Source organism: Bacillus sp. CH140a_4T (assembly GCF_008923725.1).
Lineage (GTDB): Bacteria > Bacillota > Bacilli > Bacillales > Bacillaceae_G > Bacillus_A.
In genome coordinates, this window is sequence record NZ_WBPF01000005.1 from 218752 (window position 1) to 244555 (window position 25804).

Genomic DNA, 25804 nt, shown 5'->3' on the forward strand with positions numbered 1-25804 from the left:
CTCTATTACTTTATATTCACCCAAACACTTTTCACTTCTGTATAGTTATCAAGCGCATAGGAACCTAACTCACGACCGATACCAGATTGTTTAAACCCACCAAATGGTGCAGCTGCATTTTCTAAATTATAATCATTTATCCATACTGTTCCTGCCTTTAATTTATTGGCAACTTGATGTCCGGTTTTAATATTTTGTGTCCATACGCCCGCTGCGAGCCCGTATGAAGAACGATTTGCTCTTTCGATTACCTCTTCTGTTGAATCAAAAGGAAGTACAACGACAACTGGCCCGAAGATTTCTTCCTTAACTATCGTCATATCGTCGGTTACATCTGTGAATACTGTTGGCTGTACAAAATAACCTTTTTCAAATGCACGTTCACCACCAGCAACAACAGTAGCGCCTTCCGCTTTTCCTTGTTCAATGTAATGTAGCACACGCTCTTGTTGTTTTTTAGATACGAGTGGACCCATTTCTGTTTCCTTCTCCATACCTGCTCCAAGTTTCACGTTATTCGACATTTTCACTAGTTCATTTACGACTGTTTCGTAATGTTTTCGGTGAACGAACACGCGAGAACCGGCACTACAATTTTGGCCGTGATTATACATAATGCCTTGGAATGCGCCGTTAACCGCTTCTTCTAAATCAGCGTCTTCTAAAATGATATTTGGTGATTTACCTCCAAGCTCTAACGTTACATGTTTAATTGTTTCTGCAGATTGACGCATAATATATTTCCCTGTAACAGTTGAACCTGTGAAGGCTACCTTATCAATATCATGATGGTTTACGATTGCAGCTCCTGCTACAGGGCCAAAACCTGGAACAAAGTTTACAACACCGTTTGGAAAACCAGCTTCTTTAAAGAGTTTCGCTGTATATAATAATGATAAAGGCGTTTGTTCTGCCGGTTTTAATACGATCGTACAACCTGTTGCTAGTGCAGCTCCCATTTTCCAAGAAGACATAACGAGTGGGAAATTCCAAGGAATAATTTGACCTACAACGCCAACAGGCTCATGACTTGTGTAATTTAAGTAATCTTTTGAAATCGGAATTGTTTGTCCGATAATTTTTGTAGCCCATCCCGCATAATAGCGATAATTTTCTACAGTTGCTGCAATATCATCATCTAGTGCTACTTGATATGGTTTCCCGTTATCCAATGCTTCTAATTGCGCTAATTCTTCTCCATGCTCTTCAATTAAGTCTGCTAATTTATAAATAAGATGCGCTCTTTCAGCGGTAGTCATTTCTGCCCAAGGTCCTGATTCAAATGCAGATCTTGCCGCTTTTACTGCTGTATCAACATCCTCTTCTTGCGCTTCGCATACGACAGCTAGAACATCTTCTGTTGCTGGATTGTATGTCTCAAATGTCTTCCCGCTAATGGAAGGAACACATTCACCATTAATAAACATTTGAATTTCTTCATTTAAAAACGCTTTCACTTTTGGCCTCAGCTCAAAATTTGTCTTTAACATATATGATCTCCTCCTTAGTTAAACAGCTGCATGAGCTGCGATTTTTGAAATAAGCATTTGAAGTTTTTGATCTTCTTCTTCAGTTAATCCAAGTCTCGGATAACGAGAAGGCCCCCCGGCTTGCCCGTGTAATTCCATGGAGCGTTTAACGATTTGTACATACTTTCCTGATCCTTCCAGAAACTCGCAAAGTGGTAAAATCGCATCGTTAATTTCCCAAGCTTTTTCTAATTCACCATTTTGGAAATGCTCATACATTTTCGTAACAAGTCCCGGTACGATATTTCCGGCTACTGAAACCCACCCTGTTGCACCAACTAAATATGATTCCATAACTAAATCTTCAGATCCGCAGAATACTTGAAAAGCACCTTCGCCTTGTCTTACTAAATCTCTTGCTTTTCGAATATCTCCACTAGATTCTTTAATATGTGTAACATTTTCACATTCTTTTCCAATACGTAGCATGAGCTCTGTACTCATATCAACACCGGATGTAAACGGATTATTGTATAACATAATTGGTATATTTACAGCGTTTGAGATTTCTTTAAAATGAAAATAAATTTCCTCTTCTTTCGGTTTACAATAGTACGAGTTAATAATTAATGCGCAATCTGCCCCATGTGCTTCTGCGTGTTTCGTATATTCAATCGTTTCTTTCGTCGTCTCTGCTGCAGTTCCAACAATAACTGGAATACGTCCATCAACTTCTTTTAATACTGTTTCTACCATTTTAAATCGTTCTTCTTTTGATAAACTAACAAACTCCCCTGTACTTCCATTAATAATAATGCCAGCTACTTTTTGCTCAATAAAATAGTTTACGTTTTGTTTTACACCGTTCCAATTAATTTCTTGCAACTCATCCATCGGTGTGATTAATACTGGAAATGCCCCTTTAATTTTTTTCATATTTATCTCTCCCTTTACCATTTTATTTTAATAAAAACCCTGTCGGAAACGGATCTGTAGGGTCTAATAGAAACGTCTGCATCCCTGTAATAAATCCTCTACTTTCAAAACGGAAAATGTAACCCGTTTCTTCCTTCTTCACTTTTTCAACTGTTATAAAGCTATTAAATATACTTTCATTTATAAAAGGTTTATCCGCTATATAATCATTTTTAAATAATGTATGAACAAAAGACACAATAGTGGAGACAAACCCCGGCGAACGTACAATAAAGTTATCTTCATGAAATGTAATCGACTTTATATGGTTCTTTTCTTTTTGCGAAGAATCTACTAAAATAAGTCTTTTTATAAGTGACTGTTTTTGTATAGCTTGAAGTGTAGCTTCTCCCCATTTTTTCAATTCTGAAATGCTTTCAATACGAATTTCTGGCGAATACGCACCTTTTTCTACAACTGCGTATACTTTATCTGCCTGTATGAGAGAGTAACTTATATTACCAACTTGTAAATTTTTCTCAATCATATAACATAGTTTACTTTCAAACGAAACAGATACAACTTCATCATTCTCTACATACGCATAGACTGAAAATATGCCAGATAACGTTTCGATTTTGTATTGATTCGTATCTCTCTTTTTTAAATAACCACTTTCTAGTAACATCGTTATTACTGCGACAATACCTCCATAATGAAGAGGAATAGATCCTTCATGATTAAAAAATAATACAGCTGCATCGACTTCCGTATGAATAGAAGGAACGACAATACATCCATTTAAACCGATAAAACCACGCGGTTCATTTAATAAAAGCTTCATTTCTTCTGCTAATTCACCCGAAAATTGTTCATTTAATTGATCTAAACTGTAGTAGTATTTACAAGGTACATCTTTCATTACACGAAATGCTTCACCATTTACATGTACGTCTACTGTTGTATACATTTTTTGAATGTTCATTTTACATCCTCCGTTTCATGTTCCATCGGCGGAATTAGCAAAAAGCCTTCTTTAAGTGGATCCATTTCATTGTAAAAAAATCTATGCATTCCCATAAGCCAAGCTGAACCTGTAATTTTTGTTACGACAGCTTCAATGTTTTCAACATTTGTCGTATTTATGACGTACCCTTTAAATAGAGAGCCAACGATACTCTCGTGAATAAACTCTTCATTCATCTCGATTTTTTGATTTGCGTATAATACAGCTAACTTTGCTGATGTTCCTGTACCACATGGAGAACGATCAATTCCTCCTGGCGGTACGACAACTGTATTTTTTACATGAGCGCTTTCATGAGTAGGATCTGTATAAAATTCAACATGAGTTAATCCTCTAATAAACGAATGCTGCGGATGAATGATTTCAAATTTCTCATTTATGATATTTCTAATATGAATTGCCTTATCGATAATTGTAGATGCATTTTCCGGTACTAACTCTAAACCTACTGACTTCGCATCAATAATGGCATAGAAATTTCCTCCATACGCAATATCTGCTTCAACAATTCCAATTCCTTCGACTTGTACAGTAATATGTTTCAGTAAAAAAGCCGGTATGTTACAGAAAGAAACTTCTTTCGCTTTTCCATCTTGAACAAAGATATCCACTTCAACTAATCCAGCTGGCGTGTCTAACTTTAACGAAGTAATTGGTTCAACTACCGGTATTAAACCGGATTCAATTAAAGCTGTACATACACCAATTGTATCGTGACCACACATCGGTAAATATCCACCTGTTTCTATGTAAATAACACCAATATCTGCTTCAGGATGACATGGATCTGTTAATAATGCTCCTGACATTACATCATGACCACGAGGTTCGTTCATTAACAATTTGCGAATCCAGTCATACTCCTTTTTCATATGTAACATCTTCTCTGCCATCGTCTCTCCAATTAACTTAGGCAGTCCGCTAATCAATGTTCTCGTTGGATTCCCGCCCGTATGTGTATCAATGGTCGTAAAGACTTTTTGTGACCTCATCCGTTTAACACCCTTTCTGTAAAACGACTCAAACGAAGTGGTTCAATAGGAATGATTGTTTCTTTTTCATTTAATAACTCTTCAATCACTTTCCCAGTAACTGCTGCAAGACTAATGCCATCCCCTTCATGCCCTGCTGCTATAAAGTAGTTCGGGATATGTTCCACACGTGAAATAATTGGCAAATGATCTTCTGTCCATGGGCGTAATCCAGCGTATGAACGAATCACCATCATATCCGCCATTTTCGGATAAAAGCGAATTGCTCTGTTCGCAATACTTTTAATAACCTCGTTATTTATCCTCGTATGAAATCCTACAAACTCTCTACTACTACCAATTAAAAAATTTTGGCTTTCTGTCGGCTCAAATACAAGAGCTACCCCATATTTTTCAGTTAAAGCATCCACTTTTCGTTTTCCGCCAAATTTAGAAATTAAATAACCAAATTCCATTACTTTACGGCAACCAACGTGTTGTTGCCTTGAAGCTACAATAATATGCCCTTTTCTCGGTTCAATTGGGATATTTACATCCAACATTTCTCCGATTTTCGGAGCCCACACACCAGCTGCGTTTACCACTTGCTTCGCAGTAAACGTCCCATTTGTCGTTTCTACAATAAAGGAACCGTCTATACCTCTTTTCATTTCTTTTACTTCCGTATGATTAAATGCTTTCGTACCAAATTTCTTCGATTCTGCAAGAAGTGAAAAAGCGAGAAGATATGGATTTACAGTTGAATCTGTTGCGCATTCTAACCCGCCTAATAAATCGTCCGCGAAAAATTGTGATTCTGCTCTTATATCTTGCCTATCAAGCATTCGAAACGGTAATCCAGCTTGTTTTTGACGATTTACCCATTGCTGCGCTGCTTCAATCTCTTCATCCGACTCACATACGAGAATACTTCCTGGCGCCCTATATTCAAATGAGTGCTCTAACTCTTCACTTAAATCAGTTACTAATTTTTGACTTACTAATGACATTTGACTATCAAACCCTGGGTCTTTATCAATAGCCAAAATATTTCCGTCACACCGTGAAGACGTCCCACTGACAAATTCTCCTTTTTCAATGATTGTTACGTCTCTTCCATATTTTGATGTGTAATAAGCGATAGAACATCCTATAATACCACCGCCTATTATTAAAACGTCACAGTGCCTCACGTAGCACCTCTCCCTTCTTTTTAATCCCTCACTTTCTTTTATGCAATTGACGTGCCAACTCTACACATATACACTTTTTATAACTAATATTTTTATTTGTAAAAATATTTTAAATTTATCGTAAATAGGTGTATTATTTTTTTATCACTGTCAAAATTTTTATACATAATAGGAGGACAATATGGCATTCCCATTTCCCACAATAAAAGAATTTCTAAAAACTTTATCCATTGATCATACAAACAGCATGCAATATATTGAGCAAGTTAACGAAAAGTATTATTACTGCCCTTCTACTACAGAAGAATATAACTGTGCAGTAATAAATGAAAATGACTCATTCACCGCTTTAATTGACGCATTCTCCAATAAAATAGTCGTTATCATAATGAACGAAAATAAAGAGCCTATATGCTATATAACGGCTCAGCAAATCATTCCGTTTCTAGTTAAGTCTTACAATGAACTACAATCTTTCTATAACACCGTCATACAAACAACTGATTCTTCCGTTACAGTCATCGATGATAAAGAATGCGTTCGAACTTGGACAGATGGCGCCGAAAAAATTTTTTCAGTCAATCATAATGAAATTATTGGACAACCTATCACTCGCTTTTTTGACTATAAAGATTTAGAAATCTTACAATCATTGCATGACGGAAAAAGCATAATCGCTCAGTTCCATCAGCCTCGTCCAGATTTGTTTGTATTAATTAATTCAAATCCAGTGTATTGTAACGATGAAATTATCGGAGCTGTCGTTTCAGAAACTGATGTTACAAATCAAGTCGCTTTAAATGAAAAGCTATTTAATATGTCACATGAAATGCACCGATTAGAACAAGAGGTCGCAAAATATAAAGATGAATCAGACCCTTTCCTTGCGATGAATGGAAAGAGCCCTGTAATACAAAGAACGATTCAATTAGCTAGAAAGGTTTGCTCGGTGAAATCAACCGTTTTAATACTCGGAGAAAGTGGTGTTGGAAAAGAAGTATTCGCGAAAGCAATCCATGAAGCAAGCGAAGCAGCTAAGGCACCTTTCATTTCAATTAACTGCGGCGCCATTCCAGAAGCTTTATTTGAAAGTGAATTATTCGGGTATGAACGTGGGGCATTTTCTGGTGCAAATAGTAAAGGTAAGAAAGGTAAAATAGAGCTCGCGCAAGGCGGTACATTATTCCTTGATGAAATAGGAGAAATGCCGCTTGATATGCAAGTCAAGCTTTTGCGTGTACTACAAGAACGAAAATATTACCGTGTTGGTGGAGAAAAAGAAATTCATATTAATTTCCGCATTATCGCTGCTACAAATCGTGATTTACAAGAGGAAATGAGAAAAGGCACGTTTCGAGAAGATTTATACTATCGCCTAAATGTAGTTAGCTTGCATATTCCACCACTGCGAGAACGACGCGAGGATATTATTGAATTAACCTATTCTTTCTTAAACGATTTTTCAATCAATTACAACAGACCAATTCGTGACTTACCTTCCAGCATTATGCATGAGCTACTTCATTACAATTGGCCAGGCAATATTCGCGAGCTTCGTAACGTTGTTGAAAGACTTGTCGTATTTGCGACTGACGGTATTATAAAACAAGAATATTTACCATTTCATACAACCGAAACGTTAGACAATCCTACGGCACATTCCCTATTACTCAGCAACAATCATACGATTCTCTCTTTGCAAGAAGAGATGGATGAGCATGAGAAGAAAGTCATTGAGAGGGCTTTACGCATATTAAATGGAAATAAATTAGAGTGCGCGAAACAACTCGGTGTAACGAGAGCCACTTTATATAACCGTTTAAAAAAGCTTGGATTACAATAACCGTCTCTCTCCTCTATATTGGCATAGTTTTTGCATAATAATTTGTGCAAACCGAACTAGAGGAGGAATACATATGATGAATAAAGATCACTTAATTGTTTGTCGATGTGAAGAAGTTACATACGGTCAACTTCAATCGACAATTGCTGAATATAAATGCTCGGCAAGAGAATTAAAACTAAGAACACGTGCTGGCATGGGATTTTGCGGTGGTCGCACATGTAGAATGATGATAGATCGAATGATTGAAAGTGCAAATCCTGACGTAACTACTAATGAAATCCCATTAAAATATCAACCACCTGTGCGCGCAGTTACCTTTGGAACGGTAGGTGAAAATCAATGAATAGAATTACCCATCACCCTATTTTAGGGAGTTTAAATAATAGTAAGCGCATCACTTTCCAATTTAACGGGCAACAATATGAAGCCTATGAACATGAAACGATTGCGGCCGCTTTACTCGCAAACGGAATACGAACATTAAGAGTGCATGAAGATAGCGGAACACCGCGAGGTATTTACTGTAATATTGGGCATTGTTCTGAATGCCGCGTCACAGTAAACAATCAAACGAACGTACGCGCATGCTTAACCGTTGTAGAAGACAACATGGTTGTTGATAGTGGTAAACAGCATCCAAATATCGTGAGAGAGATGGTGAAAAAGCGATGAATGATGTCATTATTATCGGAGCTGGACCAGCAGGTTTATCAGCCTCCATCTCTTGCGCTCGATTTGGACTGAATGTACTTGTTATTGATGAATTTATGAAGCCTGGCGGAAGATTGTTAGGACAATTACATCAAGAACCTACTGGAGAATGGTGGAATGGGATAGAAGAATCAAAACGACTTCATGAAGAAGCAAAATCACTTTCAGTTGATATTCGATGTGGCATTTCCGTCTATAATTTAGATAAAGATGAAAGTTCTTGGTTCGTACATACGAATATCGGTACGTTAGAAGCACCTTTCGTTTTACTTGCTACTGGTGCTGCTGAGTACTCTATCCCCCTTCCTGGTTGGACACTTCCAGGAGTCATGTCAATCGGAGCAGCCCAAGTAATGACAAATGTACATCGCGTTCAAGTTGGGCGAAAAGGAGTAATTATTGGTGCTAACATTTTGTCATTCGCTATTTTAAATGAATTAAAATTAGCAGGTATTAAAGTCGAACATATCGTACTTCCTGAAAAAAGCGAATTAAGTCAAAAGGCTGGTGAACCAGAAGAAGTTTTAAACTCTTTATTACATGCTGCCCACCTTGCCCCGTCACCTTTATTACGTATAGGTAGTCGATTGATGAAATATAATTGGGCGAAACAAGCTGGATTAAACTTCTATCCAAATAACGGTATGAAAATAAATGGCACACCTCTTCACCTCCGAAAAGCAGCTCTTGAAATTATCGGTACAGATCAAGTTGAAGGTGTACGTGTTGCTAATATTGATACGAAAGGAAACATCATAACTGGAACGGAACAAATATATGAGGCAGACTTCGTTTGTATTGCCGGCGGCTTATACCCTCTTGCTGAGTTAGCCGCTGTAGCTGGTTGTCCTTTCCGTTACATTCCGGAATTAGGCGGGCACGTACCTCTCCATTCCGAAACAATGGAAACCCCTCTTACTGGTTTATTTGTAGCGGGTAATATAACTGGCATTGAAAGCGGGAAAATCGCAATGGCACAAGGAACTGTTGCTGGTTATTCAATCGTAAAACAAGCAAATAAAAAAGCTCATTCGGTTGAACAACACTTGCGACAAGCAATTCAAAATGTCCACACTGTGCGTCAACAAGCTGCCATTCAGTTTAACCCGATGGTTGATGTTGGTAGACGGAAGATAAATGAGATTTGGCGTGATTTTCATTCTAAAAAGGATACTTCATATAAACAACAAGAAATTATTTAATATACTTTCTATAACAAAAAGCCCCCCTTATCACCAATAATAAGGGGAGCTTTTCAAATTATTTCACTTCAATTGTCCAATCACCATCTGCTTGAATAGTGAAAATATGTATGCCATTTTCTTTTACAGGCATTTTTTTCGTTGTATCAGCTGCACCAATTTCATTAAATACTATACTATCATTTAATTCAACAATAAAATTACTTTCACCGTTCATATGTACACCATGTAACTCTTTCAAGCCTTTTTCAAGTTTTACAAAAACAGCATCAGATCCATGGCCACTAATTGTTCCCGGAGTTGTTATTACTTTATCCATTGGAATAGACTGTGACATATTGACTTTCCAATGACCATCCGCTGTAGGATTGATGAAATATTTACCGCTCTTTTTTACGAGAACTAACCTTTTTTCTTTTCCATTACCAATAAAATTTGAAAGTGAACCAGCGTCATTACCTTGTTCGTCTTTCAACTCAAGAATCGCATTACTTTCTCCTGTATGTTCTACCTCAGCAATGACAAATCCAGATTTTAATTCGAAAAAGTCAGAAGAATTCTCACCATCACCTTCTAATGAAACATTATTATCTTGAGATAATCTTTCTACTGTACTTTTCTCTGTAATTTCTTTAGCTTTTGGGCTAGTAGTTGCAGTTTGTTGTTCCACATTCTTATCTTTCTTTTCGTTCGTTTGTACATCTTTTGTTTGTTCTGTTGAATTACAAGCAGTTAAAGATAAACAAACCGCAGCTAATGCTACTAATAATTTCTTTTTCATTATATCCTCCTATTAACATAAAATATTCCTGCTTATAATAACATGTTTTTACCAATTCATTAGTTTATTAATAATTGGATTTTATCCCAAAAAAGGAAACATACTAATAATATTAATCAAAATAAAAAACTGTTAGAGCATAAGGCTCTAACAGTTTTATTGTTCATCATTATTAAATTTCGCTAATGCGTAAATGCCTTCTTCATCATCTAATTCAAGTTGTAATCTTGCTGCAAATGAATTGACATTATATTCTCTGTCAAGTAATAAGCGCAATGCTTCGATTAAGTTCGCTTGAATTAAAATTTGTTTGCGACCATTTACCTCTACTTCAGCAGAGAAACCATAGTCATCGTCATACATTAGTTCAACTAAAACTTCTTCTGGACCGACTTGTCTTTTTTCAGCGATATATACGCAAAGCGCATTGATAAGTTCTTGTTCAGAAATTTTTATTGTTTCCATGCTACTTCATCTTCCTTTTTCTTACGTTGATCTTTGAAGTATTTAAATGCACGAACTGCTAACATTACGATACCAGCCATTACTAACATATTTACCATAAACGCTAATACAGAACCAAGAGCTCCCATATTTGCAAATAAGCTACCCATTAGTAAACCACCAAGACCACCTAGTAATAAACCTTTCATAAAGCTTCCTTTATTACTTTTTGGTGCTGTGTTTGTTGCTTTTGTTTTTGAGTCTGTTGTCGTTTTTTGTGAATTCACGTTATTATCTTTTTTGTTCAAATCAACTTTTGACTTTTGACCAGAACTTGGTGTGTAAGATTTTTTACCAGATTTGTAACTCTTCGCTGCTGCGTGATCTACAAACATGAAGCTACTAGCTCCAAAGATAACCATGAATGCTGTCATGACTGCTACAAGTTTTTTCAACATATTATATCCATTCTCCTTTTATATAGATATATGTGAAATCTATCTTTCTCGTAAATGTAGAATGATAGATTTATTTTAAAAACATTTTAAAGGTTCTTATGAACTTATTATATGAACTTTTGTCGAAATATGCAAGTATTATTTACTTCCGACAGTTTTATGACATAAGGAAAAATTAAGCAAAACAGAATTGACTTTAAATGAAACAAAACATATTATAGGTTCATAAGAACTTTTATTATTTATGGAGGTGAAAAGATGGAAACATTTCATCTCACACGAAACGAAATGGCTACCCTTCTTCTATCACTAAGAGGATGGAATACGAAAAAGCCTCTCGGTATTTTACAAGAAGCGTGGGCGAAGTCACATAAAAAAGATATTGAAAGCGGACAAAGCGTTACTGCTTTTATTACTACCGCACTTTCACCTATTTTTGAAAAACTAATTAAAATTGACGATACAGACGTTGGTTTTTCATTAAATGAAATAGTTGCGCTTGGAAATCAAATTGAAAATACAAGTTTCTCAGTAACAGCTATGCAAAACTGGGTGAAACGAGATATAAAAGAAATGATTGGCTCTCCACAAAAAGGGAAAAAATATTCAATTGAACAAGCAGCCTTACTATTCATTGTAGAAGATTTAAAAACAGCACTTGATTTTGAATCTATTCGTAAGCTATTACGCCTTATCGTAAATGACCCAGCTGATCGAAGTGATGACTTAATCAATCCTGTTCATTTATATGGAGCATACTCTTCTCTATTTGAAGAACTCAATCAAGGGAACTGCTTACAACTAAATGCAACAGATACAGTTCATACAATTGAAAACATCGTAAAAGAAAAAGCAGATAAAATCGCAAGCAAGTTCGATCAAATTAATAACGAGCAACGTGAAGCGATTCGTAACGCGATTATTATCGCCACTCTTTCTGTACATACTGCATATGTACAAATGTTAGCGAAACGTTACGTAACTGCAACTTTATTTTTACAAAATTTAGATGTGAAGCCATAAAAAATAGGAGCAGAAATGCTTCTATTTTTTAGGTAATAATTATAAAAAATCATAATCGCCTATTATTAATTCAAAAATGATCATTTCATTCTATTAAATTTCGAACAAGTTTTCTCAATAAATTTAATCCATTCATCTTTGTAACTCTTTATAAATTTCGAATTGAGCTTTTGAACTATTAGCGAAATTTAACCAATCCTGTCTTACATTACTTATGTTTTCAGTTACCACAAGTTCAACAATATCTAGATGTGAAACATTCGTTGTTATCGGTTTATTTATACCATTAACTTTAGCACCTGACATATACTTAGCACTCTCAGGGTTTAATGCGAAAGCAAAATCGATTACAGTAGAACCTTGCGGTAAGTTCACGGAATCTAACTTAGGAGTAAATGCTACAATGTTATCTTGGAATAGTTCATATGATACTAAATCATAAAATTCAATCGCATCTTGAGTTACTAGATCATTTGTCTTAATAAAATGATCCATCAATTTATGAATTATATTTTGCATCTCCTTATCAGTTATACTTTTTGTAAGTACATGAAATACTCCTTTATCTCGTATCTCCTGATTTATTTTTGTTTCAATACATATCACTATTTCATGGTTATTGATCACCACTTCAGTCTTTAAGTATCTGTTTAATACATCACTTTCAACTGCTATATTATCTTCAAATTGATATGGAATTGGTTGGTATAGTTGATGTATAACTCCCAATATTTTATAACAGTCTAAATTATTTGAGGCCGTGATGACTATTTTGGACACTGCTGTAATGTCTTGAATATCTTGGAGACGAGAATAAGCTGTATAAATAGGGCTTACTTCATAGTTAACTTCAAATATTAAAGATGGATTTAAAAAATTATTTATATCTTGCATGATATTTTGAGATAAACCCTCTAATAACTTAACATAATTTTGTAAAATAATTTTCATTCCCTTATATTTAGAATGGTTAAGATAATAAAAACCTAAATCTTCTAACTCGTGTTGAATATGTGATAGCCCTAGTCTTTTACATATCGGAGCGAAAATTTTGAGTGTTTCATTTGCATAAGGAACTTGTTTCTTTACAGCTTTCACCTGTAAAGTTCTCATGTTATGTAGACGATCTATCACTTTTATAATAGCTACTCTTATATCTCCTTGCGTAGCTAACAATAATTTCTTTAAATTTGTTGCTTCATACTCTTCTTTATTACGGATTTGTTTTTTATCAATTTTAGTTAATCCTTCTACAATATCAGCCACTTTTTTACCGAATATATCACGTATATACTCAATTGTATAATCTGTATCCTCCACCACATCATGTAATAATGCTGCAACTAAAGTTATAATATCTGCCTTACAATCTAACAAAATTTCTGTAACTTCAAATGGATGAGTAATATAGGGCTCACCCGAAACGCGAAATTGGCCTTCATGAGCTTTCTCGGAAACTAATATAGCTTTATGTAATTGTTCTAATTCTGCTTTATGTAGATATGAGGCCTTGTCTAATAATGCTTTTTTCATATTTTCACCTTCATCACGTTAATTTTCTATAAAATTTTATTAACATTATAATTCGTTATTTGAAAGTGAAGTACCTGTCTAATTGATAAGAGATATTTATATTTTTATTCTCCTTGAATTATTTTTAAATTCTTGAACCTATAAGCCACCCTTTGAAATACTTTTTTATCAACCGAATTATATCTCTATCCTAAATAGAAAATGGTCCATAAATTTGATTCTTATTATGCTTATATTATCCTTCTCACTGTGTAAATTAAATGCCCATATCATAATAGGGAATTTCCAACACATTATCATTTACTATAATACTTATCGGAGACATAAAAGAATTGAAATAGCAATCCCCTATACAAATAAGGTATAATCTACACATAGTGAATCTTTTATGTTATTAAGTATTAGATTCACCTATTCAAAAATACATAAACTAGAAGGTGCAACAATGGTAAGTAGTTTTATTCATTCAGTATTAACGTTTTTTGAAGGATTAGGTTATTGGGGCATTATGCTTGGACTTATGATTGAGATTATCCCAAGTGAGATTGTCCTTGCTTATGCGGGATTCCTAGTATTCAATGGGAGTATCTCATTTGTAGGTGCAGTTGTATTCGGTACAATTGGCGGCGTTATTGCTCAAATCTTTATTTATTGGCTTGGACGATACGGTGGACGCCCTATATTAGAACGTTACGGAAAATATATTTTCATTCATAAAAAACATATAGATGCAGCTGAAGATTGGTTTAATCGTTACGGAACTGGTGTAATTTTCACTGCACGCTTTATTCCAGTAGTACGTCATGCGATTTCAATTCCTGCTGGTATTACAAAAATGCCATTACTACGCTTCACTACATTAACAGCACTTGCAATCATTCCTTGGTCTATCATATTCATTTATTTAGGTGAAAAACTAGGTGAAAATTGGGAGAATATAAACGATATTGCGGGACCGTATGTGAAGTCTTTCGCAATTGGCGGTGTCATACTTATCCTTCTATACTTCATCCTAAAAAAATGGTCAAAGAAACGTAAAAATCTTGCTTAAGTGAACATACAAACCGCTATATATTCATTACGAATGTTAGCGGTTTTTTATTGAAATTGACTAATCTATAAAAATCACAAAAATGTTCTCCAATTTAACATTTACATGGATAAGCAACAATCCCATCATTCCTTTCGTACATTATCAAAAAAGGAGTGATTCCCCTATGCATTGGCAACAAAAAATACAATACTTAATTGGACGCCCTATCGGTATTTCCTTCCTAAATGGTCAAGGAACTTCTGGTGTATTATGTTCAGCACATGATGGTCAATTATATGTATATGAATACCTTTATCAAGCGCAGTTCGCAATGAAGCATTATGATTTTAGACAAATCCAAGATATACATGCCTTTCCGAATTGCCCACATCAAAATCCTCTATACTAAAAAAGGAACAGCTTATAGCCGTTCCTTTTTCTCCACACTTATTTCTCAGTATAAAAGTTTTGCACTGCTTCATCAAAATAAATCCAGCCTTTCCAGCCTAAATGAATTGTATCTTTTAAGAAATACTTATCATATTCATGGCCAGAGAAATCAACTACTGGGTATCCTGCTTTTTCAACTTGTTCCCGAACTTTTTTATAATACACTTCACGGCGCTCTTTAGGGAAACCAGCGTAATCATACCACGGTCCGTTTACAGGTACAGAAATAAAGAGTGGCTTTACATTTTTCTCTTTAAAAATATTTAAAACAATTTGTAAGTCATCATATTCAGGTGATTCTTCATATGATTCATTTGCTCTAAAGTTTTTTAAGCCTTTTAATTTTTTCTTTAAATTATGTTTATAGTAATACGGATTTTCAATTCCGAATGTGTTTGTAGTAGATTCCAATTTCCCTTCTTCCTCCGCATGTTTACGTGCATCTATCCAAGAAATTGAACGTAGTCCTATATTTGTTTTTTCTTTCATCGGTTCAATCTTAAATAAAGAGTTAAATACATCTCTATGATCTAAAATATTTCGATGCATATAAGCAAGTGGTTTGACTAAACCTGCTTTTATGTTATGTTTCGTATCATTATATACAATACCTTCTAATGAATTTTTTAATATATCATCTTTTTGAACAACTTTATAGTCTAATAGTCGTTTCGCAATTTGCTTCTTCATTTCAGAATTTATTTCATCATTAAAAATAAAATGATATGCTTGTTGTTTAGAGAAATTGTTAGTGAAATCCCCCTGTGATACCCCTGTCTTTGTAAACCATTGTGGCGATAAAACAAAGACTACTTTTTTACCTTCTAATCCATCCATCGTAGACGTCATATTCAATATATGAGCTAAACTTTGCGTACCGCCAATTCCCATTAAATATGGTGTAAAACCTGCGGGATTTACTTTAAAGTAATTAGACGGATGATATGCATCCATTCGTAAAAATTCAGATGAACCATACATCGGTAAATACTGGGAATCCCCTAACATTTTTTGCTGCAAGAAAACACTTTGCAATTTTTCTTTTTGTAAGGAAGTTGCCGCATCTTCTACCTTTTTATCACTAATAAGTGATACTAAACTTTTCGATGGAATGAGTATGATAATAAAAAAAAGCACACACGCTAAAATTATGGGACCAAAAGCATGCTTCATTTTCATCGTCTCTTCCTCTTTCTATCGCTATTAAATTGTAACCCTTGTTTTTGACACGCCATCATTTCTCTCCTTTTTCTCTATACATGTTCCATTCTATTTATCTATTATATACATGTATGTATTTCTTTCCTTGTTCTATTAAGTCCTATATAAATAGCACAAGAAAATGTTTCCATAGAAACACGTTAATTATACAAGATTCTACATAAATTTCACACTGGAATTTATGTAATAATTTTATTTTTAAACAGCGAAAAAACATATAAAATGTCTATAACCCATCAGATGATGAATTAAATTCAAAATAAGATACGTCCACTATATTCAACATCATTGCCTTCCGAACACTGTTTATATCCTAGTAAATCATACCATAAACTATATATCTAACTTTAAATAAGAAAAACAGACTATCACACATGTGTAGTCTGTTTCCCCATACCTTTATTTGTGTACATCTGCCCATTTTAAACTTGTAGCTGGACCGAATTGATGTACATATAAATCTTTCACATATGGCTTTTGTAAGTACGATAATCCTCGCTGGAATACTGGTGCAATTACTGCGTCATCAAGTAACATTTTCTCAGCATCTTGCATTGCTTTCCAACGAGATTTTTCATCATTACCTAATTCTGTTTTAATCTTCTTAATTAACGCATCATATTCTGGGTTTGCATATCCCGTGTTGTTCACACTGCTTCCAGAAAGGAATACTTCTAAGTAAGTCATTGGATCTGGATAATCCGGTAACCAGCGTGAAAGTGACATTTCATATTCTTTTTTCTTCTCTAATACTAGTTTTTGCGTATGTGGTTGTAATTTTACATTTACCTTTAAGCCTGGTAAATTTTTCTCTAGCTGTTCTTTAATGTATTCTCCTACTTTTTTGAAGTTTTCTAAGTCATAGTTTAATAACTCAAGCGTTACTTCATTTGTACCTGTTTCTTGCTTCGCCTTTTCCCAATATTCTTTCGCCTGTTTTACATCAGTCTTATTAAACTCACCTGCTGTACTTCTAAAGTCTTTTTTATCTGGACCTTTTAAAAACCCTTTAGGTACGTAATAGTTAGCAGCAACTGAACCATCATTTAAAAATGAATTCGCAAGTCCTTTCTTATCAAACACTGTACTTAGCGCAAGACGTGCATTTTTATTTTTAAGAATCGGTACATTTTCATTGAATCGGAAGAAGTACATAACCGGATCTGTATATTGTTTAAGCTCTTTATTATTTTTATATTTATCTACGAATTCTGTTGAAATGACAGCTCTATCAACTTTATCTGTTTCATATAAATTTACCGCAGTTGAAATTTCTTTTACAATTTGATAGTTTATTTCATCTAGCTTCACTTCTTTTTTATCCCAATACTTATCGTTTTTCTTCATTGTAAAACTCGCTTCATGCTTCCACTCCGATAATGTAAATGGACCGTTATATACCACTTTATTTGCTTCTAATCCGTATTTATCACCTTGTTCTTTCGCATATTTTTCGTTAATTGGATAGAAGGACGGCAAAATAAGTAGTTTCGTAAAATACGGTACAGGATGTTCTAACTCTACAACGAACGTTTTATCATCCTTTGCTTTTACTCCTAATTCCTCTAACCCTAGTTGTTTCTTATTTATTTTCTCTGCATTTTTCACATCGTATGCAATGTATGCATATTGAGAAGCTGTATCTGGATTAATAAGCTGCTTCCAAGCGTATACGTAATCTTGTGCTGTTACTGGATCTCCGTTAGACCATTTCGCATCACGTAAGTGGAATGTATATGTTTTCCCATCTTGACTCACTTCATATTTTTGTGCTCCAGCTTCAATTACTTCATCATTTTTCGATAAACGGAATAATCCTTCCATTACGTTATTTAAAACGTTAAACGATACCGCATCTGTTACTTTCCCTGAATGTAAAGACGGAATTTCACCTGTTTCTAATAACTGTAATACTTTTTTCTCATCTTTTGGCTTCGTCGTTGTTTTTTCTTTTGCGCAACCAACTAGAAATGAAGAAGCTAATAAAGTACTAACTAATGAGTAACGAACAACTTTTTTCATTTGAAAACCCCCTCTACTTTTTAAGGTAAGTAACGACGAGCACCAGCGTATTCTTCTATATATCCTGGTGTATTTAGCGGTATAATCTCTACTGATCTTTCAGCTCTCGGCGAGTGAATCATATTTCCGTCACCAATATACATCCCCACATGATGAACACTACCTTTTCCTTGATCATGTGCAAAGAAGATTAAATCTCCTTTTTGTAAATTCTCTTTATCAACTGCAACTCCATTTCTCGATTGCGGACCTGAATCCCGTGGAATTGTAATACCGTGTGATTTATAAATCGTATGTGTAAATCCAGAGCAATCAAATCCGAAGCCACTTGTACCAGCCCATATATAAGGTAACCCTAAAAATATTTTTCCAGTGTTTATTAAATCATCGGCCGCCGGGGGTGGAATATCATTTTGAGAACGGTAAACCGTGCCATCATTTTTTCGTAGCCAAGCTTTCTGTCCGTTTGGTAACAACACGCGATATGAAATCGTATCTTCACTAAGTAGCGGCAGTCGCGTATTATAGCTCACTTCAAGCGATTTATGTTTTTCAGAAGGATTTATATATAAAATGGCTGTCGGTTTCGTTATTAATACGAAAGGTTCATTTGTTTTATCTGCAAATTCTTGATTATATGTTAACTGTTTTTCAGGCATCCATCCTGGGTAGCCTTCTTCATTTCGCGGCGTTGGCTGACCATGGACTAACACTTTCACCCAGTCCCCTTTTTTATCAACAACTGTTACTTCTTGACCTAATAGCGCTTGTGTTTCTAGTTTATTTGCATTTGTTAACCAAAGTTTCTCATCAAGCGTCATTGATTTCGTCCACTTCCACAAATCAACTGGATTTGTAGCGCTCGGTGCATCAATTGGCCGTAATGAATCAGGTGCAGTCCAAAGTGTTGCAGCAGATACATCGATAAACGCCTTACTATCTTTCTTTTCTTCAGCATTTGCTGATGTAAACGATGAAAATATAAATAAAGTTGTTAAAAATGCAGTTCCTACTTTTTTCATACATATCCCCCTTAAAAGATAGTTTACTAGTCTTTTCTCCTAAGATTTACTATTCACTGTCGATTGAAGGTTTACCTTTGACCCAGAATAAGTCATTCCTTCTGGTTCTTCCATTAACCAAAGCGGTGCATCGAGATCGAAGTAATGAATATTAGGATGGGCAGCTGCTAAATGGGCTACAGCATTAACAGAAATTGAAGTTTCCATCATACTACCGACCATACATTTTACACCAGCTGTTTCGGCGATATCGGCAATACGCCACGCTTCACGTATACCACCACATTTCATTAATTTAATATTAATTAAGTCTGCATATCCTCCTTGAACGATTTTCAATGCATCACTCGCTGAAAATATGCTTTCATCTGCCATAATGGGCGTTTGTACATGATCTTTGACGTACTTTAATCCATTCCAATCTTTCGCATGAACAGGCTGTTCAATAAATTCAATATTTAAATTGCGGTTTTCCATTTCTTTAATGATAGAAACTGCTTCTTTTGGAGTCCACCCTTGATTTGCGTCTAATCGTAACGTCGTATTTTTGGGTACGCTATTTCGAATCGCCTCAATACGTTCTAAGTCTAAAGGAGCAGATTTCCCCACTTTAATTTTTAAAGTTTGAAATCCTTTTTCTACATGTTTCTTTGCCTCTTTCGCCATAATGATAGGCTCATCTACACTAACAGTAATATCTGTATGAATTTCTTTCTTCCCGCCTAATAATGCGTAAAGTGGAACGTTTTGATATTGACAATACACATCATATAAAGCGATATCTACCGCCGCTTTCGCACTTGGATTCCCAATACAACTCATTTGAATGTGCTGTAGTAACCTCTGAAATTGAATGATATCTTGACCAATTAAACAGGACCGCATCGGCCCTAAAATTGCCTCTTCAATCCCGTTAGCGAAATCACCTGTAATAACGGGTGTTGCAGCTGCAGCCCCCTTGCCAAAAATTCCTTCATCAGTATGAATATATACATCTATACTTTCTATTTCAGTTACGGTACGAAGCGCTGTTTTAAACGGTGTGTGAAGATTAACACGTCTACGATTTACTTTTACATCAGTGATTTTCATATTGTTCATCCTTTCATGGTCTGACAAAGTGGAACCTTAATCCACAAAAATAAATTAGGTTTTTACGGGCAATTAATCACTTACTTTTCATGTAAGAAAGTTACTGCCCATAAATGTGAAATAAAAAAATCCAGCCATAAGAAGATTCTTATGGCTGGATTTTGTCTAGGAATAGGTAGACAAAGCAGCGATTTGATTATATTTTTTCTGTGCATCTTTTAATGCTACAAGTAGTGCTTTTTGAGACGAGCCGAAGTATCTTTTTTTTATTTCTGTTACTAATAATGGATCGTTAATATTTTTATGTAGAAACAAATATTTAACAAATTGTGATGTTAATTCAATTGTCGCTGAGCAATCTGCATCTACAATTTCCCCAGTCTCCTTAACAAGTACAAACGCTACAAAATAACTTTTAAACTTTTCAGTAATGGGATTATTTTGAGGTGCTTTCGCATCTCCTACGACATAAATTGTATTTGAAGCGTACACAGCTATCTTCCTTTCTAATACGGGATAACGGTTTTCTTAATAGTCGTATGAGTGATAAACTCAACCTTGATTAAAAAATGTATCCGCTTACCTTATATTATAATGCAATTGACAGAATTTTAACAACATTTATTTTGGTATATATTCCATAATTATGAATACAGCTCAAACTCTTCATTTTTACAATATGTGATTGTTTCTTGTACCATGCCATTCATACATGAAAAAACAGTTAGCTATCGCTAACTGTTCTACTACACTACTTCGGCAACACAAATATAGTTTCATTTGACTTAGAAAACTGATATTCTTTTCTCGCAAACTTCAAAATTTCTTCCTCATCATCTGTTAAATTTTCTATGTTAGTCTTTAAAGAAGCCTGATTTTTCTTTAAAGAAACCAATTGTTTTTGTTGATTCGTTATTGTATCTTTTTTTTCCAAGATTATTTCTTGTTGTTTCGTTAAAATAAATTGAACGTACAAAGTACCCGCCGCAATAAATATAAACATGAATATAAATCGCCTTAGTTTTTTCTTATTAATTGCTCGATTCTCATTAGACTGTGATAGTTGTTCTTGTATATTAGGAACATTTATTCGCTTGAGTTTCCTCATTATGAAATCCCCCTAACACATATATTTTCACTACCATCGGCATAATCTCTTACTAACTTTAATTCTATTCTTATAAAATAAGCTCCTTCACAAAAATATCTCACAAATTAACCAATTAAAGATAGCATTCGACGACATTTCCATATTTACATTGAATTTTTTTATGTATGCTGCAATAAAATAGTAGTTTCTGTTATTCTTTTTCTACTATTGTAGAAGAGTTTTTTTACATACGAAATTTCTCCTTGTAATAACATGCTTACAAGGAGAAAAAAGATAAATTGTCGTATATTCGCTAAAACTAAAATTACTGTTTCTGAACTAAATTTTTGAGCATAGATCACCTGTTAAGAAACTTTGCTAAATAAAAAAGCCCAAATTGGACTTTTTTATTTTACAAATCAATATCATATTCCATACTTTTGGCTGTTTCCGCAGCAATCTCCACACCTAACAAATTTTTCACAATATGAAATGACATGTTAATACCAGCTGAAATACCTGCCGATGTAATAATGTGTCCTTCATCTACAAATTTCACATTCTCCATTACTTCTACATTCGGAAAATCTTTTTTGAAAGTTTGAATACTAGCCCAATGCGTTGTTGCTTTTAAATTTTCCAGTAAACCAGCTTTCGCAAGTAATAGCGCCCCCGTACAAACTGAAGTCATTAGCTTTACTTCTTTCATTTGCTGTCGGACCCAATTTATTATAGTTTCATTATTCACTTCACTTTCCCGAACACCTTTACCACCTGGTATGATTAAAATATCAACTGGTGGTAAATCTTCAATACTATAATCTGGCTGTACCTTTAATCCGTTTCTTGCTGTAATCATTTCTCCATTTTGGCTAACTGTATAAACAGTAAATGGTTTTTTTTCATCTGCTTCGGTTACAGAAAAAACTTCAAAAGGCCCTGCAAAATCTAACACTTCTACCTCATTAAATAAAAATATGCCTACACTCCACTTATTTATCATACATTCACTTCCTGTTTTAAATGTTGTAAAAGGTGCTCGTATCCTTTTTCTAATGCAATATCATATGCTGCTATCCCATCTTTCAAATATTTAAGCATACTCTTCTATATGTTCTATTGATTATTATATTTTCCTTTTAACACAACAGTTTACATAATAATATTATCGTTCTAATTTCTATCTTTTATTTTAAATATTAAAATTTTCTGTTAAAATAAAAATAATCATGTTTAATACGGAGGAGAAACTATGTTACAAGTAATGCCTTTAAATAGTGAAGACTATGATTTAATTACAGCTGCTGAAAAAGTAATCGAAAAAAACTATAGATATGGCCGTCATCATATCGGTTCAGCTGTAAGAACTACAACAGGTAATATTTATGCAGCAGTGCATGTTGAAGCGAACGTTGGAAGAATAACAGTGTGTGGTGAAGCTATGGCGATTGGAAAATCTATTTCAGAAAGCGATCATGAATTTGATACCATTGTAGCAGTTGCTCACCCACACCCTCATGAAGATATACAAAAATGTTGGGTTGTTGCTCCATGCGGTATGTGTCGAGAATTAATAAGTGATTATGGAAAAAATACGAACGTTATACTTTCTTATAATGGTGAGCTTGTAAAATGTAACGTAATGGAATTATTACCTGAAAAGTATACAAGCGACATAGAATAATCATTCATACTTTCAACATATCAAATAATATTATTCTAATAGAAAAACAATCCGTTTTAAAAATGGATTGTTTTTCTAATTCTTTTTTATGCAGTTTATTTTATTTTTCTATTTTTAATAATAATAGAATTACATTAACAAAAATGAAATCCAAATATTTAATTATGTGTTGCATTATGTTTTTCATTCGAAAACTAAAATTATAATTATCCTTACATTCGAAAAACATTAATATAAACCCTCTAAAATCAGCAGTTTTATCATACCAATCTATAACAATTCTGTCTTCTTCCCTTACCTGTTTCCTTTAATACATATGATTTTAAAACTAGCGCCGTTAATGAATCCGTTAATGTTTTATATGATAAATTAGATAATGCTAATAGATCGTTCGTATATAACATTCTATGCTTCTCTAATAATAATAGTACTAATCGTTCAGACGGTTTTAATGCCTCGTCACTTTCTAGTATAAAGTCTATATTTTTCATTTCTCTAATTATTACTCCTTATATAAAAAAATAATTAAACAACTAATTTAATATAAAAATAATACACAACAAAATTTGAAATGTATTAAAATAACATCGTTTTAAAACACTATTATACTATAACATAGAAAAAGCATTTCTCGAAATAGGAAATGCTTTTTTAAATTGCTTATATGTTTCTTCCAAACTTATATTATAATTCGAATTCTTATCCGTACAATTCCCCTCTAATTTCCTGATCCTCCGATTCATTTGTAATAAATCAAATTCTTCTAAAATGATTTATATAAATAAAAAACGGTTCGTCATACATGCTCTAAACATGAATGACGAACCGTTTTCCAGCTTCTTCTCAAATACATGTTCTACCTTAAATATTTCTTGCAATATGGAGGCTTACTGTAATGACTTGTTCCACCACCGCCTACTACTACTTTACCGCCTTTTTCAAAAATTAATAATTTACTTGAACCATCTGCAAGAAGTACTATTACTTCAGCATTGTTACTTGTTGCCACATAAATTATATACCCACTTTTTGATATACAGGTTTCCCAATTCGCATCAAATTCTGATCTTAATACCCGATTTGAATACACTTGATTTTCAATTCTATCTTGTGCTTCGTTCTCCAAATTTATCCCCCTACTTCTCTAAAATATCATTTATAGAAAAATAACAGTTCTATTTAAATAAATGACTGCCTTTAATATAAATAGTATATGTATTTAGTAGAAGAATGCTTGGACAAAGGAAACGTAATTACATGTAAGTAATATACAATTGAAAGAAGGCAGCCGATATTGTATCAACTGCCTTGTATTCATAGATAGTTCTTTATTTTTCGTTTCGCATAGCTTCAAAAGTAATCATTTGATTTGCATTTGACGGTTCTTTTTCATAAACATAGTCAGCAGAGCAAGTAATATTAGAGAAACCTATACTTTCTAACAGAAGTTTAAACTCTTCTATTCCATACCAGCGCAGCGCGAAGCGTTGCAGTTCTGTTTGTACTAACTGCCCTTTACTCCATTTTTCATATTTTAAATATGATAGAGTAACTTGGTTCCTCCAATCTATTTCAATTGATTTATTTTCTAATGTAATTCCGTCACCGCTCGGCAAAGAAAAAGTCGATGTATGAATCTCACCAGTCTTCCAGTCATGTGGAAGCATAATATCTACGATTAACCGACCACCTCGTTCAAGTTGTTCATAAAAACATTTCAATGCGTTTATAGAATCTGTACGATTTTCAATTAAACAAAAAGATCCAGTAGGAATGATAATTGCCTCATATTTATGTGGCAGTGAAAATTGTTGTACGCTTCCTTCATATAAATTAGGATGTAATCCTCTCTCTTTACATCGTATACGGCAAGAATCTAGCATTTCAGATGAATAATCTATCCCATCTACTGTAAAACCAGCTTCAAGAAGTGGGATGATGACGCGCCCTGATCCTACTGCCGCTTCGAGAATTCTTCCTCTACAATTTTTTAAACGTTCTTGGTAATACTCAATATCACCATTTAAAGAATAACCGACAGGCTTAGTGAAATCATAAAGTTCCGTGCAAAGTGTACTATAAAAACTAAACATTTATTTTCTCCTCCGTTTTTTACGTACGGAAGATTTTCTTTCAATTAATCTTCCTGTACCTTTATTTTTAATGAAAATTCGAAAGAGCTGACTGTCATAATATATCACTCGCTTTCCATAGAATATAATCATATTGTATAATATTCCCTTCGAAATGAAAATATAGAAAATGAAAAATCAGATTTTTCATTTTTACTGAAAGGAGGATACGATGAATTCATTAATTGGGTTTGTTTTTCTTCTTATTTCTTTTAATATACTGATTTTCTTTATAGCAAAGAAGTATAAACGAACATGGAAAGTAGCCAGTGGGCTTTTCATACTTTCTTCGCCACTTTGCACGTTATTGGTGAAAAAGTAGAAGATGGATTCGCTGGAGGCTTTGCTGGGCTTATCTTTAGTGGCCTATTGATCATAAATGCCATTTTTTTATTTATTGTAAGCATTTTTGTATCCACCAATAAAAATTCACATTGAACTCTCCCTTTCAAAATATAAAGAGCTTACTATGTAGTAAGCTCTTT

General features: G+C 34.1%; 26 protein-coding genes and 3 pseudogenes. 9 read left to right on the forward strand and 20 right to left on the reverse strand.

The annotated features are described in order from the left end of the window. Positions 1-5: 5 nt before the first annotated feature. From F8162_RS02130 to F8162_RS02150, 5 genes are read right to left on the reverse strand one after another with little or no spacing between them, the layout of a single operon-like run. Positions 6-1490: an aldehyde dehydrogenase family protein gene (locus F8162_RS02130; protein ID WP_151635300.1), complete on the reverse strand. Its 1485-nt coding sequence runs from the start codon at positions 1488-1490 to the stop codon at positions 6-8. 18 nt (positions 1491-1508) lie between these two features. Next, positions 1509-2426, reverse strand: a complete 918-nt coding sequence (dapA, locus tag F8162_RS02135; RefSeq protein ID WP_151635298.1) for a 4-hydroxy-tetrahydrodipicolinate synthase — start codon at positions 2424-2426, stop codon at positions 1509-1511. Between the two features lies 1 nt (position 2427). Further along, positions 2428-3369: a proline racemase family protein gene (locus F8162_RS02140; protein ID WP_151635296.1), complete on the reverse strand. Its 942-nt coding sequence runs from the start codon at positions 3367-3369 to the stop codon at positions 2428-2430. Further along, positions 3366-4403: a proline racemase family protein gene (locus F8162_RS02145; protein WP_151635295.1), complete on the reverse strand. Its 1038-nt coding sequence runs from the start codon at positions 4401-4403 to the stop codon at positions 3366-3368. The genes F8162_RS02140 and F8162_RS02145 overlap by 4 nt, the downstream gene beginning before the upstream one ends. After that, positions 4400-5575: an NAD(P)/FAD-dependent oxidoreductase gene (locus tag F8162_RS02150; protein WP_151635293.1), complete on the reverse strand. Its 1176-nt coding sequence runs from the start codon at positions 5573-5575 to the stop codon at positions 4400-4402. Before F8162_RS02150 ends, F8162_RS02145 begins: the two co-directional genes overlap by 4 nt. A gap of 181 nt (positions 5576-5756) precedes the next feature. Here F8162_RS02150 and F8162_RS02155 point away from each other — a divergent pair, with 181 nt between their 5' ends. From F8162_RS02155 to F8162_RS02170, 4 genes are all read left to right on the forward strand, one after another. Next, positions 5757-7418, forward strand: coding sequence for a sigma-54 interaction domain-containing protein (locus F8162_RS02155; protein WP_151635291.1), 1662 nt, complete (start codon positions 5757-5759; stop codon positions 7416-7418). Positions 7419-7491: 73 nt separating this feature from the next. Then, the gene (locus F8162_RS02160) at positions 7492-7764 is read left to right on the forward strand and encodes a (2Fe-2S)-binding protein (RefSeq protein ID WP_151635289.1); all 273 of its coding nucleotides are present in this window, start codon (positions 7492-7494) and stop codon (positions 7762-7764) included. Then, positions 7761-8093, forward strand: a complete 333-nt coding sequence (locus F8162_RS02165; protein WP_151635287.1) for a (2Fe-2S)-binding protein — start codon at positions 7761-7763, stop codon at positions 8091-8093. Before F8162_RS02160 ends, F8162_RS02165 begins: the two co-directional genes overlap by 4 nt. Continuing rightward, a complete protein-coding gene (locus tag F8162_RS02170) occupies positions 8090-9334 on the forward strand; it encodes an NAD(P)/FAD-dependent oxidoreductase (RefSeq protein ID WP_151635285.1) in 1245 nt (414 codons plus the stop codon). Before F8162_RS02165 ends, F8162_RS02170 begins: the two co-directional genes overlap by 4 nt. 58 nt (positions 9335-9392) lie before the next feature. On the opposite strand, the gene F8162_RS02175 is transcribed toward F8162_RS02170, so the two are convergent. The 3 genes from F8162_RS02175 to F8162_RS02185 all read right to left on the reverse strand — a co-directional run bounded on the left by F8162_RS02175 (position 9393) and on the right by F8162_RS02185 (position 11017). Continuing rightward, entirely contained in the window at positions 9393-10115 is a 723-nt protein-coding gene (locus F8162_RS02175) for a hypothetical protein (protein WP_151635284.1), read from the reverse strand. Positions 10116-10271: 156 nt separating this feature from the next. Further along, positions 10272-10580: a YxcD family protein gene (locus tag F8162_RS02180; protein WP_098304834.1), complete on the reverse strand. Its 309-nt coding sequence runs from the start codon at positions 10578-10580 to the stop codon at positions 10272-10274. Then, the gene (locus tag F8162_RS02185; RefSeq protein WP_063259931.1) at positions 10568-11017 is read right to left on the reverse strand and encodes a hypothetical protein; all 450 of its coding nucleotides are present in this window, start codon (positions 11015-11017) and stop codon (positions 10568-10570) included. Before F8162_RS02185 ends, F8162_RS02180 begins: the two co-directional genes overlap by 13 nt. A 258-nt stretch (positions 11018-11275) precedes the next feature. Here F8162_RS02185 and F8162_RS02190 point away from each other — a divergent pair, with 258 nt between their 5' ends. After that, entirely contained in the window at positions 11276-12040 is a 765-nt protein-coding gene (locus F8162_RS02190) for a DUF1836 domain-containing protein (RefSeq protein ID WP_000447227.1), read from the forward strand. A 132-nt stretch (positions 12041-12172) separates the two neighbouring features. On the opposite strand, the gene F8162_RS02195 is transcribed toward F8162_RS02190, so the two are convergent. Beyond that, the gene (locus tag F8162_RS02195) at positions 12173-13573 is read right to left on the reverse strand and encodes an HD domain-containing protein (protein ID WP_151635282.1); all 1401 of its coding nucleotides are present in this window, start codon (positions 13571-13573) and stop codon (positions 12173-12175) included. 445 nt (positions 13574-14018) lie between these two features. Here F8162_RS02195 and F8162_RS02200 point away from each other — a divergent pair, with 445 nt between their 5' ends. Next, a complete protein-coding gene (locus tag F8162_RS02200; protein WP_151635279.1) occupies positions 14019-14624 on the forward strand; it encodes a DedA family protein in 606 nt (201 codons plus the stop codon). A 166-nt stretch (positions 14625-14790) separates the two neighbouring features. Beyond that, the gene (locus F8162_RS02205; RefSeq protein ID WP_061664649.1) at positions 14791-15015 is read left to right on the forward strand and encodes a hypothetical protein; all 225 of its coding nucleotides are present in this window, start codon (positions 14791-14793) and stop codon (positions 15013-15015) included. Positions 15016-15053: 38 nt separating this feature from the next. On the opposite strand, the gene dltD is transcribed toward F8162_RS02205, so the two are convergent. The 8 genes and pseudogenes from dltD to F8162_RS29405 all read right to left on the reverse strand — a co-directional run. Next, positions 15054-16235, reverse strand: coding sequence for a D-alanyl-lipoteichoic acid biosynthesis protein DltD (gene dltD, locus F8162_RS02210; protein ID WP_151635277.1), 1182 nt, complete (start codon positions 16233-16235; stop codon positions 15054-15056). 441 nt (positions 16236-16676) lie between these two features. Continuing rightward, a complete protein-coding gene (locus tag F8162_RS02215; RefSeq protein WP_151635275.1) occupies positions 16677-18299 on the reverse strand; it encodes a peptide ABC transporter substrate-binding protein in 1623 nt (540 codons plus the stop codon). Between the two features lie 20 nt (positions 18300-18319). Further along, on the reverse strand, positions 18320-19321 hold the full coding sequence (locus tag F8162_RS02220) for a C40 family peptidase (protein ID WP_151635273.1): 1002 nt from the start codon (positions 19319-19321) through the stop codon (positions 18320-18322). 39 nt (positions 19322-19360) lie between these two features. Beyond that, a complete protein-coding gene (locus F8162_RS02225) occupies positions 19361-20422 on the reverse strand; it encodes a dipeptide epimerase (protein ID WP_151635408.1) in 1062 nt (353 codons plus the stop codon). A 156-nt stretch (positions 20423-20578) separates the two neighbouring features. Next, entirely contained in the window at positions 20579-20905 is a 327-nt protein-coding gene (locus F8162_RS02230) for a DUF3870 domain-containing protein (RefSeq protein WP_151635271.1), read from the reverse strand. A 259-nt stretch (positions 20906-21164) separates the two neighbouring features. Then, the gene (locus F8162_RS02235; RefSeq protein WP_151635269.1) at positions 21165-21521 is read right to left on the reverse strand and encodes an FtsB family cell division protein; all 357 of its coding nucleotides are present in this window, start codon (positions 21519-21521) and stop codon (positions 21165-21167) included. Positions 21522-21915: 394 nt separating this feature from the next. Next, positions 21916-22506, reverse strand: a complete 591-nt coding sequence (locus F8162_RS02240; RefSeq protein ID WP_151635267.1) for a DJ-1/PfpI family protein — start codon at positions 22504-22506, stop codon at positions 21916-21918. Further along, a pseudogene (locus tag F8162_RS29405) lies at positions 22503-22586 on the reverse strand (ankyrin repeat domain-containing protein); the annotation flags it as partial. The gene F8162_RS02240 and the pseudogene F8162_RS29405, both read right to left, overlap by 4 nt. Positions 22587-22755: 169 nt before the next feature. On the opposite strand from F8162_RS29405, the gene F8162_RS02245 reads away from it, so the two are divergent. Beyond that, complete coding sequence (locus tag F8162_RS02245) at positions 22756-23187, forward strand: cytidine deaminase (RefSeq protein ID WP_151635265.1); 432 nt, start codon at positions 22756-22758, stop codon at positions 23185-23187. A 260-nt stretch (positions 23188-23447) separates the two neighbouring features. Here F8162_RS02245 and F8162_RS02250 read toward each other — a convergent pair whose 3' ends face one another. The 3 genes and pseudogenes from F8162_RS02250 to F8162_RS02260 form a co-directional block, all read right to left on the reverse strand. Continuing rightward, entirely contained in the window at positions 23448-23678 is a 231-nt protein-coding gene (locus tag F8162_RS02250; protein WP_000789031.1) for a hypothetical protein, read from the reverse strand. Positions 23679-24048: 370 nt separating this feature from the next. Continuing rightward, positions 24049-24313 (reverse strand): annotated as a pseudogene (locus tag F8162_RS02255) (hypothetical protein). 202 nt (positions 24314-24515) lie between these two features. After that, the gene (locus F8162_RS02260; RefSeq protein ID WP_151635261.1) at positions 24516-25280 is read right to left on the reverse strand and encodes a class I SAM-dependent methyltransferase; all 765 of its coding nucleotides are present in this window, start codon (positions 25278-25280) and stop codon (positions 24516-24518) included. A gap of 211 nt (positions 25281-25491) precedes the next feature. Between F8162_RS02260 and F8162_RS02265 the strand changes: the two are divergent. Then, positions 25492-25757 (forward strand): annotated as a pseudogene (locus F8162_RS02265) (hypothetical protein). Positions 25758-25804: the final 47 nt, after the last annotated feature.

Excerpts from the sequence above, each read along its gene's own strand:
- F8162_RS02130 (WP_151635300.1), bottom strand. The coding sequence starts at position 1,490 with ATGTTAAAGACAAATTTTGAGCTGAGGCCAAAAGTGAAAGCGTTTTTA.
- dapA (WP_151635298.1), bottom strand. The coding sequence starts at position 2,426 with ATGGTAAAGGGAGAGATAAATATGAAAAAAATTAAAGGGGCATTTCCA.
- F8162_RS02140 (WP_151635296.1), bottom strand. The coding sequence starts at position 3,369 with ATGAACATTCAAAAAATGTATACAACAGTAGACGTACATGTAAATGGT.
- F8162_RS02145 (WP_151635295.1), bottom strand. The coding sequence starts at position 4,403 with ATGAGGTCACAAAAAGTCTTTACGACCATTGATACACATACGGGCGGG.
- F8162_RS02155 (WP_151635291.1), top strand. The coding sequence starts at position 5,757 with ATGGCATTCCCATTTCCCACAATAAAAGAATTTCTAAAAACTTTATCC.
- F8162_RS02160 (WP_151635289.1), top strand. The coding sequence starts at position 7,492 with ATGATGAATAAAGATCACTTAATTGTTTGTCGATGTGAAGAAGTTACA.
- F8162_RS02165 (WP_151635287.1), top strand. The coding sequence starts at position 7,761 with ATGAATAGAATTACCCATCACCCTATTTTAGGGAGTTTAAATAATAGT.
- F8162_RS02170 (WP_151635285.1), top strand. The coding sequence starts at position 8,090 with ATGAATGATGTCATTATTATCGGAGCTGGACCAGCAGGTTTATCAGCC.
- F8162_RS02175 (WP_151635284.1), bottom strand. The coding sequence starts at position 10,115 with ATGAAAAAGAAATTATTAGTAGCATTAGCTGCGGTTTGTTTATCTTTA.
- F8162_RS02180 (WP_098304834.1), bottom strand. The coding sequence starts at position 10,580 with ATGGAAACAATAAAAATTTCTGAACAAGAACTTATCAATGCGCTTTGC.
- F8162_RS02185 (WP_063259931.1), bottom strand. The coding sequence starts at position 11,017 with ATGTTGAAAAAACTTGTAGCAGTCATGACAGCATTCATGGTTATCTTT.
- F8162_RS02190 (WP_000447227.1), top strand. The coding sequence starts at position 11,276 with ATGGAAACATTTCATCTCACACGAAACGAAATGGCTACCCTTCTTCTA.
- F8162_RS02195 (WP_151635282.1), bottom strand. The coding sequence starts at position 13,573 with ATGAAAAAAGCATTATTAGACAAGGCCTCATATCTACATAAAGCAGAA.
- F8162_RS02200 (WP_151635279.1), top strand. The coding sequence starts at position 14,019 with ATGGTAAGTAGTTTTATTCATTCAGTATTAACGTTTTTTGAAGGATTA.
- F8162_RS02205 (WP_061664649.1), top strand. The coding sequence starts at position 14,791 with ATGCATTGGCAACAAAAAATACAATACTTAATTGGACGCCCTATCGGT.
- dltD (WP_151635277.1), bottom strand. The coding sequence starts at position 16,235 with ATGAAAATGAAGCATGCTTTTGGTCCCATAATTTTAGCGTGTGTGCTT.
- F8162_RS02215 (WP_151635275.1), bottom strand. The coding sequence starts at position 18,299 with ATGAAAAAAGTTGTTCGTTACTCATTAGTTAGTACTTTATTAGCTTCT.
- F8162_RS02220 (WP_151635273.1), bottom strand. The coding sequence starts at position 19,321 with ATGAAAAAAGTAGGAACTGCATTTTTAACAACTTTATTTATATTTTCA.
- F8162_RS02225 (WP_151635408.1), bottom strand. The coding sequence starts at position 20,422 with ATGAACAATATGAAAATCACTGATGTAAAAGTAAATCGTAGACGTGTT.
- F8162_RS02235 (WP_151635269.1), bottom strand. The coding sequence starts at position 21,521 with ATGAGGAAACTCAAGCGAATAAATGTTCCTAATATACAAGAACAACTA.
- F8162_RS02240 (WP_151635267.1), bottom strand. The coding sequence starts at position 22,506 with ATGATAAATAAGTGGAGTGTAGGCATATTTTTATTTAATGAGGTAGAA.
- F8162_RS02245 (WP_151635265.1), top strand. The coding sequence starts at position 22,756 with ATGTTACAAGTAATGCCTTTAAATAGTGAAGACTATGATTTAATTACA.
- F8162_RS02250 (WP_000789031.1), bottom strand. The coding sequence starts at position 23,678 with ATGAAAAATATAGACTTTATACTAGAAAGTGACGAGGCATTAAAACCG.
- F8162_RS02260 (WP_151635261.1), bottom strand. The coding sequence starts at position 25,280 with ATGTTTAGTTTTTATAGTACACTTTGCACGGAACTTTATGATTTCACT.